Annotated in this window: 6 protein-coding genes and 1 pseudogene; all 7 read right to left on the reverse strand. The window is 37.4% G+C overall.

What is annotated here, in order from left to right; translation table 11 throughout:
• Window positions 1-185: 185 nt before the first annotated feature.
• Window positions 186-2,618, reverse strand: a complete 2,433-nt coding sequence (locus K1I61_RS08485; protein WP_223334751.1) for an ATP-dependent Clp protease ATP-binding subunit — start codon at window positions 2,616-2,618, stop codon at window positions 186-188.
• A gap of 6 nt (window positions 2,619-2,624) precedes the next feature.
• Window positions 2,625-3,083 (reverse strand): CtsR family transcriptional regulator, encoded by a 459-nt coding sequence (locus tag K1I61_RS08490; protein ID WP_006147752.1) that lies wholly within the window; start codon window positions 3,081-3,083, stop codon window positions 2,625-2,627.
• 672 nt (window positions 3,084-3,755) lie between these two features.
• The gene (locus K1I61_RS08495) at window positions 3,756-4,484 is read right to left on the reverse strand and encodes a hypothetical protein (protein ID WP_223334749.1); all 729 of its coding nucleotides are present in this window, start codon (window positions 4,482-4,484) and stop codon (window positions 3,756-3,758) included.
• A gap of 105 nt (window positions 4,485-4,589) precedes the next feature.
• The gene (locus K1I61_RS08500; protein WP_223334747.1) at window positions 4,590-5,735 is read right to left on the reverse strand and encodes a phage major capsid protein; all 1,146 of its coding nucleotides are present in this window, start codon (window positions 5,733-5,735) and stop codon (window positions 4,590-4,592) included.
• Window positions 5,736-5,834: 99 nt separating this feature from the next.
• Complete coding sequence (locus K1I61_RS08505) at window positions 5,835-5,981, reverse strand: DUF2292 domain-containing protein (protein WP_001003898.1); 147 nt, start codon at window positions 5,979-5,981, stop codon at window positions 5,835-5,837.
• Between the two features lie 76 nt (window positions 5,982-6,057).
• Window positions 6,058-6,522, reverse strand: a complete 465-nt coding sequence (locus K1I61_RS08510; RefSeq protein WP_223334745.1) for a hypothetical protein — start codon at window positions 6,520-6,522, stop codon at window positions 6,058-6,060.
• Window positions 6,523-6,819: pseudogene (locus tag K1I61_RS08515) on the reverse strand (ATP-binding protein); the annotation flags it as partial.

The following is a 6,819-nucleotide window of genomic DNA, read 5'->3' on the forward strand; positions in this document are numbered from 1 at the left end:
ACACTTTTTTATTAATTTTTATAAAAATATTTTCTACATGATCGGATTTTTTTTTGATATACAAAACTTGATCAGTAGAAATTCGTTTTTGAATTCCTTAAACTAAATGCACAATTCAAATGTTTATTATAGTGACAACTTTCCAAAAAAAAGAGGCTGAAACAATCTGTTCCAACCTAACAATTTTAAACAATCTCAAATTTTAACTGACCAGCTTTGACACCAATCTTAAGGGTCTTGCCTGCTTCCAATTCTCCTTTGAGTAAGAGTTCTGCTAGTTTGTCTTCTACTTCTGTTTGCAGAGTTCTGCGCAGTGGACGTGCTCCCATCTCTGGATCATATCCCTTCTGAGCTAGAAGCTTAAGGGCAGATGCTTGGAGTTTCAAGTCAATTCCTTTTTCTGCCAGGCTTGCAATCAATGGTTTGACCATAATCTTAACTACTTCTTGCATATCTTGACTTGACAAGCTATGGAAGACCACTTTTTCATCAATACGGTTAATAAACTCTGGGCGGTAAGTTTTTTTCAACTCTTCAAATATCCGTTTTTCCATATTTTCCTGATCAAAACGAATATCCTTAGCTCCAAAACCGACTGTCTTGTCATCACGAAGAGCTGTCGCACCAAGGTTTGAAGTCATGATAATAATGGTATTTGAGAAATCAACCTTGCGACCCTTACTGTCTGTCAAGACACCATCATCCAAGACCTGCAAGAGCACATTAAAGATGTCTGGGTGGGCCTTCTCTACTTCATCAAAGAGCAGAACAGAGTATGGCTTATTACGGACTTTTTCAGTCAACTCTCCGCCCTCTTCGTAGCCTACATAACCTGGAGGTGCTCCATTGAGACGACTGGCTGCAAATTTCTCCATATATTCACTCATGTCAAAACGAATGAGGGCTGACTCGTCATCAAAAAGAACTTCTGCCAAGGCCTTGGCCAATTCGGTTTTACCAACACCTGTTGGTCCTAGGAACATAAAGGATCCAATTGGACGTTTGTTATTGCGAATCCCCGATTGATTTCTGCGAATGGCACGACTGATACTTGATACCGCTTGTTCCTGCCCGATAACACGTTTATGCAGTTCAGTTTCAAGATTGAGATACTTCTTGGCATCCGTTTGTGTCAATTTTTGAACTGGAATACCTGACAAGCGACTCAAGGTTGTCAAAATATCAGACTCTTTTACTAGATCTTTATAGACTGGAACTTCCTGTTCTTTTGAAATGAGCTGAGCTGCTTGTTTCCATTTGCCATCCATCAAAGCCTTATCTGCAGCTGTTAAACCTGACTCATCTTTTTTAGCGTGTTTCGATTTATTTTGGACAGTTGCTGCCGCTTCATCCAAAAGATCAATGGCTGAGTCTGGCAAGTGACGACTAGTCAAATAGCGATGTGCCATTTTGACAGCTGTTTCGACTGCATCATCTGTAATTTGGACATGGTGATGTTTCTCATAAGTTGCTTTCAAGCCCTGTAAGATAGCCATACTATCAGCTACACTCGGTTCCTCAATCATCACTTTTGCAAAGCGACGAGAAAGGGCTGCGTCTTTTTCGATGTGTTTTTGGTATTCTTCCTGAGTGGTTGCCCCAACGGTTCTCAGAGTTCCACGCGCTAGGGCAGGTTTCAGGATATTGGCCGCATCCAAGGTCGAATCAATACCACTTCCTGATCCCATAATGGTATGAAGCTCATCGATAAAGAGGATAACCTTACCGTCTTCCTCAATATCTTTGATGATATTGTTCATACGTTCTTCAAAGTCTCCACGGAAACGAGTTCCCGCAACCACATTCATCAAATCGAGTTCTAGGACACGCATCTTAGCCATCTCATCAGGTACATTTCCGTTGGCAATTCGCTGTGCAAGGCCAAGTGCCAGAGCTGTTTTACCAACACCTGCATCTCCAACTAAAACTGGATTGTTTTTTGTTTTTCGACTCAAGATTTGGATCATACGAGAGATTTCTTGGTCACGCCCGATGACTGGTTCCAACTTGCCTGAACGAGCTTGCTCTGTGAGGTCATGAGTGTAATCTTCCAAACCACCACTTGGAGTTTGAGGCATACCCATCATATTGGCCATAGAATTTTGCTTATCTGCTACTGATCTGTGGCGCTGACGCAGAGCCTTCAAATCTTCCTTTGTCCAACCAGCACGCGCTTCAAGACTACGACGAAGTCCCGCAATCTTGACTTGATCTTTCTGGTCCTCATAAGAAAATCCTGCTTTTTCCAAAATGCGAGTAGCTAGGGCATTGCCATCATGCAAGATAGCGTAGAGAAGATGCTCTGTTCCCAATGCTTTGGCATGTACCACCGAAGCAACATGTTCCGCCTCCAACATCAAGACGTTCAAACGATAGGAAAATGGGAGTTCCTTGTAATCTTCCTTGTGGTTATAGTTGGCTTCTGTTAATTCTACAGCCACTTCCTCTAAACGATCAATCTCATACGGGAATTCATTTAAAGTTGCTCCAGCAACACTGTAGCTATGATTGGCCATGGCAATCAGCAAATGCCAAGACTCTAGGTAATCTGCATCAAAGCGACTCGCTACCAGAAAGGCGCTATCGATGCATTCTCTCAATGCTTTTGAATATTTCATGTCGTTTTATTTTCCTTTTCTATCTACTTCATGCAACAACTGACGAAGCATATTGGCACGAATATAATTAGCTTCCTCACCTAGAATTCGGTCTGTCCCCATAGCTAATAATAGATTCATCTCTTGGCGGGTCATAAGTTCTTGTTCGACCAAGAGTCTTAAGACATCTTCAAAGATGACTTGGTTCACCTCATCACCCACTGAATACAACAAATCGCGGAGCATATCATGATGGTTAGAGAATTCAATTCGACCAATGCGAATATAGCCTCCACCACCACGTTTACTCTCAACTAGATATCCTCTACTCTCTGTAAAACGAGTCTTAATCACATAGTTGATCTGGCTAGGTACGACTTGAAAGGTATCCGCTAGCTGACTTCGTTGCAATTCTACGATACCAGATTGTTCTAAAATCGCCTTTATATAGGCTTCGATATGGTCCGATGTATTTTTAAATTTCATAGCTTGCTACCTCCTTCTTAAACTTTGACCATCTTTGACTATACTATCATTTACAGCTCTATAAGTCAAATTTTTAAGGCTCAACCATTGGAAATACTGACTTTTTTAAAAAACACTTTGGCATTAATTCGCCTTAGTTTTTCTTGAAAGTTCCTAAAAAAGTCCACAAAAAAGAGCCCTGAAAAGGGCGTAACATTGACGAGTTCAGCAGGCAAGAAACTAGCACGGTCAGACGTGCTTTTTTGTTTCTCTGTACCTGGTACAAGTATAACATAAAAATTTGCTCATTTTCTAATTTTAAGCAAGTTTTTCCCTCTTACCCCCCACTCCCTTAAAAAAAACGTTAGATATCTGGGCAGTTACCCCCTCCCCCCGGTTCCCATTTCTGAAAATTTTCATGATTTTTCATAACGGGGGGTGTTTTACAATTTTTTTCTAATTCCTAAACCCTGTTATTTTGACAAAACGGAACTAAAAACAGCTTTCTTGTATCTCTATAATCTCTTATGAATTCATTGTTTTACACATTCTATTGAATTCGCTTTGTGAGTTACTTCCTTACTCTATCAAGCGTTTTATAAGATACTGTTTTATGAGTTCACTGTTACCTTAAAACAAGGAATTCATAAAAGAATACAGAAAAAGATAGGCGCAAACCTATCTTCATTTTATTTATTGCCCAAAGAATTTAGAAATAATATTTTTCTTTTTCTCTGGTAGATCATTAAAGACTTCCCTTTGTTTAATAAGTTCTTGCTCTTTCCGATCTATAAAATCATCTACCACTCCAGAGATATACTCTGTAAATTCTTCAACACTATGTCCCTTGATTTTACCATCTTGTACTAACTCCTCTAAAAGCAAGTCACTCCATAAAACCATATCTGGAGAAAGATTATAGTGCTCCAATTCTTTAAGAATGGCCTGCTCATAGTATCGTTGTTGCCCTTTGTTAATGTAATAGTACTTGTCTTTAAACTTTCCTTCTAATAGCTTGATGCAATATTCTTCTGGCAGTTCACTTCTCAAAAAGCCTTCAGTGGTTACTGTAGAAGATTCCATAGTGTAAAAGCTCTGTAGTTCATTTAAAAATTCAAAGACAACAGAACGATAAAGTTTATTTTCAGCTTTTAATGTTTCTACCATATCAGCAACCAAGGGTAGAATTTTACTCTGAGAGAACTCCTTCCAGTCTTTAAAATATACTAATGACTTTTCCCTGATGGCTTTTTCTCGCTGCTTAAATTCATTTTCTAACTGATTTTCTTTTTGACGTGTTGTCAAAAACATATCGCTTAAAATCGAAGTGTAGTCTTGTTTATACTCTTCAATTTCGTTTAGTATTTCTTTTTTAACTCCCTCTTGCTTACTAAAGAATTCTGTAGCTTCTTGTTCATTCATTTTATGAAAAAGATTCTTCATGAGTTCATGAAATGGATTAACATAAACTAGATTATAGTCCTGATACAAAAGAAAGAGATTGATTACATCAGTGCTATTCATCGATTAACCTCCAATACCAGGCTCTTGATTTTTTGAGAAATCTAGCTCCCAGATTGCAGCTGACTTTTCATCATGAGACTTACCATAAGCAAATTGTTTAGCTACATAGAGGTCCATATCTTCAAGTGCTAGTGTATCCTGATAGCGTTGTAAGTTAATTCCTCCACCTACAACTGCATCATATCGCCCTTGAATGAAAGAAGTCGCCTTCCCTTTTTCTTGAGAGATTGAAGGAATGATTTGTAAATTTAGAGGTACCGCCTTGTTATAAGTTGCGCTATCTGTAAAGTTAATTAGTTTCTTCTCGATCTCCCAGATTTCTGAGGGATTCACAACAAGAACAATTTTATTGGTCGTATCGACAAAACTAACTCCATCAGCTTTTACAGAATGGAATTTAAAAATCTCTGATACCTGGTTTACGGTTTCTTTAGGATTTTCAAAAGTTAATTTTAAAGCTTGTTTTTCTTTTTTAGGATAAGTAATATTTGAACCTTGTGCCACTCCCGTCAATTGTCTTGTTAGTCCTAGAGGTTTATTATCACCATCGCCGTTTAAAAACGCTTCTTCCAATGCTACTGCAAAAGCTTCTGTTAATTGAGTTCTTACAAAATTTTCAATCCAAATCGGTCCAAGTTCTTTAAAATCTTTCGGGATCACGATGAAAGCCGTTAACTTATGCTGGATTTCTTGTTTACTTCCAAAACTAGCTTTTAATTGCCCTTTGATTTCTCCAAAAACCTTGCCCCAAACTGCTCCACCACTACGCTCTGATGTCAAAAAGTTTAGGCGGATTCCTAGGTTTTTTAGTCCAATTTTTTCAAGTAAGGGGTGTTCTGATTTTATATCTTCAAAAATTCTGTCAATCGTCTCCTCTGGGAGAAGTTTTTCCACCCCTTTAGGGATATTCTTTTCAAACTCATTAAAGAATACCATTTCATTGCCCTTTAAAGTATTAGGCTGTGATGTAAAGCCATCTCCTAAATATGATGCGGTTTTAGCTTCTTCGATCATATGTTCCTGCATTTTGTCTAACATATCACCATAAAGTTCTGTTTGCTGATCTTGTGGAGCATTAGTTTTTACTGCATTCATAAATGCTTCTCTAGCTTGCATGTATTCGTTTTTTGTTTGTCCTTTAAGTCTCATAGTCATATTTTTTATTTCCTTTCATTTTTAAGCAAAAAAGAGGCAGAACAAAAAACGTATTTACGTCTTATGTCCTACCTCTTGTTTTCAAGTCAGTATTTAAAATTTTTGTTGTGTTTTGGTTTCTACCATGGTCACAACACCATCTGCAATTATCAACCGAATGTCACCATATTCTGGTAACTTTACACTCTTAATTATACCACGGTTTAGGAAATAAATCCAACCTTTATGTAGTTCATTCATTAGATTTCTCCCTTAATCACAAAATAATAAAATAGTTTCATTCTCACATCAGCTCCTCTCATTTAAAAAAATATTATCAACCGTTGTAATACCCTAATAATCGTGCTAAGTTGTCTAATATTAAATTTCTCCGTTTCAAAATTTGATCCTGCTTACTGTATAAGTACCCCGTTTCTCCACCGTTCATAATCTCAAAAATATCAGACCACTCTTTTTTTGAGTGTCCCCATCGTAGTTCAAAAATCTTTCGATCATCTGGTACTAGATTGTCTAATAACTTGTCAATACACTTTTTAAATTCTTCTAACCTTAACACAATGGGATCACTAGCAAACTCTACTGCTATATTTTCAGAGTGGTTTATATAAGTACCGCTTTTACTCTTAATATCTTCAAATCTACTCGCATTCATTCCCCGTGAGGTGTATGTTTGTAATAAGTGTTTTTTTCTTTTACTAATCAACATGTCAATTTTTAAATACTTTTCCTGAAGTTCAAAATCCAAATAATCACGTCTAGCAGAGTCTAAATTTTTCTTCATTCATTGAAACTCTCCCCTCACTGTATTTATAGTGTATCTCTTGTCTTTGATTGTGAAAGCTTTGAAAGTATTCCCTTCTAAACCTTTCAAAATTCTACTTGAGTTTCTAGCATTATAAACAGTTCGCAGTTCACTACTATCTAGGTTAGTGTTGAAAATCGTAGTTTCTCGATTATCGATAATATCAAACAAGAAATCTTGTTCCCAATCGCTCTTAGGGGTTACCGTCCCATTTTTTGCCCCCAGGTCATCAATGATTAGAAAATCTACATCAACTAACTTTTTAACCGCCTCATA

This window comes from Streptococcus infantis (genome assembly GCF_019929665.1).
Taxonomy (GTDB): Bacteria; Bacillota; Bacilli; order Lactobacillales; family Streptococcaceae; genus Streptococcus; species Streptococcus infantis_H.